This window comes from Arthrobacter sp. SPT-J7 (assembly GCF_059089965.1).
On the sequence record NZ_JBNHFF010000439.1, the window covers coordinates 1 to 1,346 of the forward strand.

The window sequence follows — 1,346 nt, forward strand, 5'->3', positions numbered from 1 at the left end:
ACCGTGGCCAGGGCCGCGGCGACCGTGGCGGCCGTGGCGGTCGCGACGGCGGCCGTGAAGCCGAGAAGAGCCAGTTCGTAGAGCGCGTTGTCACCATCAACCGCGTCTCCAAGGTGGTCAAGGGTGGTCGTCGCTTCAGCTTCACCGCCCTGGTCGTCGTCGGTGACGGCAACGGCATGGTCGGCGTTGGCTACGGCAAGGCTAAGGAAGTTCCTGCCGCAATCGCAAAGGGCGTAGAAGAGGCCAAGAAGTCCTTCTTCCGCGTTCCCCGCGTTGGCAGCACCATCCCGCACCGCGTCCAGGGTGAGGCTGCTGCAGGCGTCGTTATGCTGCGTCCGGCTTCCGCCGGTACCGGTGTTATCGCCGGTGGCCCGGTCCGTGCAGTACTGGAGTGCGTGGGCATCCACGACATCCTCTCCAAGTCGCTCGGTTCCTCCAACGCCATCAACATCGTTCACGCGACCGTTGATGCCCTGAAGCGCCTCGAAGAGCCGGCAGCAGTGGCAGCACGCCGCGGCCTGCCCCTCGACGAGATCGCTCCGCCGGCACTGGTGAAGGCTCTCCTGAACTCGAAGGCGGGTGTCTAGTTATGGCTAAGAACCTGATTCCCTCCGACGTCCAGTTGGAGATCACTCAGATCAAGTCCGCCATTGGCGGCAAGCAGAACCAGCGCGACACCCTGCGGTCCCTCGGCCTGAAGCGGATCGGACACACCGTTGTCCGCACCGCCGACGCCGTCACCGTGGGAATGCTCAACACGGTTCCGCACCTGGTACAGGTAGAGGAGGCGAAGTAAATGGCAGAGAACACTGCTGACAAGGCACAGAGCGCCGCTGCTGAGAAGCAGAACGCCCTGAAGGTTCACCACCTGCGTCCCGCCCCGGGTGCCAAGACCGCCAAGACCCGCGTTGGTCGTGGTGAAGGCTCCAAGGGTAAGACCGCCGGTCGTGGCACGAAGGGTACTGCAGCCCGCTACCAGGTCAAGGCTGGCTTTGCCGGCGGCCAGCTGCCGCTGCACATGCGCCTGCCGAAGCTGCGCGGTTTCAAGAACCCCTTCCGGGTTGAGTTCCAGGTTGTAAACCTGGACAAGCTCAACGAGCTGTTCCCGGAAGGTGGCGCAGTCACCGTGGAGAACCTGGTCGAAAAGGGCGCGGTTCGCAAGAACCAGCCCGTCAAGGTGCTGGGCACCGGCGACATTACCGTCAAGGTTGACGTCACCGCCCACGCATTCTCGGCCAGCGCCGCTGAAAAGATCGCTGCAGCAGGCGGAAGCACCACCGCGCTCTAGAGCCGGTGGGCGCCAAGCCCGTTGTTGAACTCCCGGTTCCGGGGCCCAGGCCCTGGAA

3 protein-coding genes are annotated in these 1,346 nt (G+C 64.4%); all 3 read left to right on the top strand.

Going from position 1 to position 1,346, the window contains the following annotated elements:
- The coding region (rpsE, locus tag AC5RWX_RS33380) for a 30S ribosomal protein S5 (RefSeq protein WP_494100440.1) at positions 1 to 587 on the top strand (587 nt) is incomplete at its 5' end.
- A 2-nt stretch (positions 588 to 589) separates the two neighbouring features.
- Entirely contained in the window at positions 590 to 796 is a 207-nt protein-coding gene (gene rpmD / locus AC5RWX_RS33385) for a 50S ribosomal protein L30 (protein ID WP_163161907.1), read from the top strand.
- On the top strand, positions 797 to 1,288 hold the full coding sequence (gene rplO / locus AC5RWX_RS33390; RefSeq protein WP_163161909.1) for a 50S ribosomal protein L15: 492 nt from the start codon (positions 797 to 799) through the stop codon (positions 1,286 to 1,288).
- Positions 1,289 to 1,346: the final 58 nt, after the last annotated feature.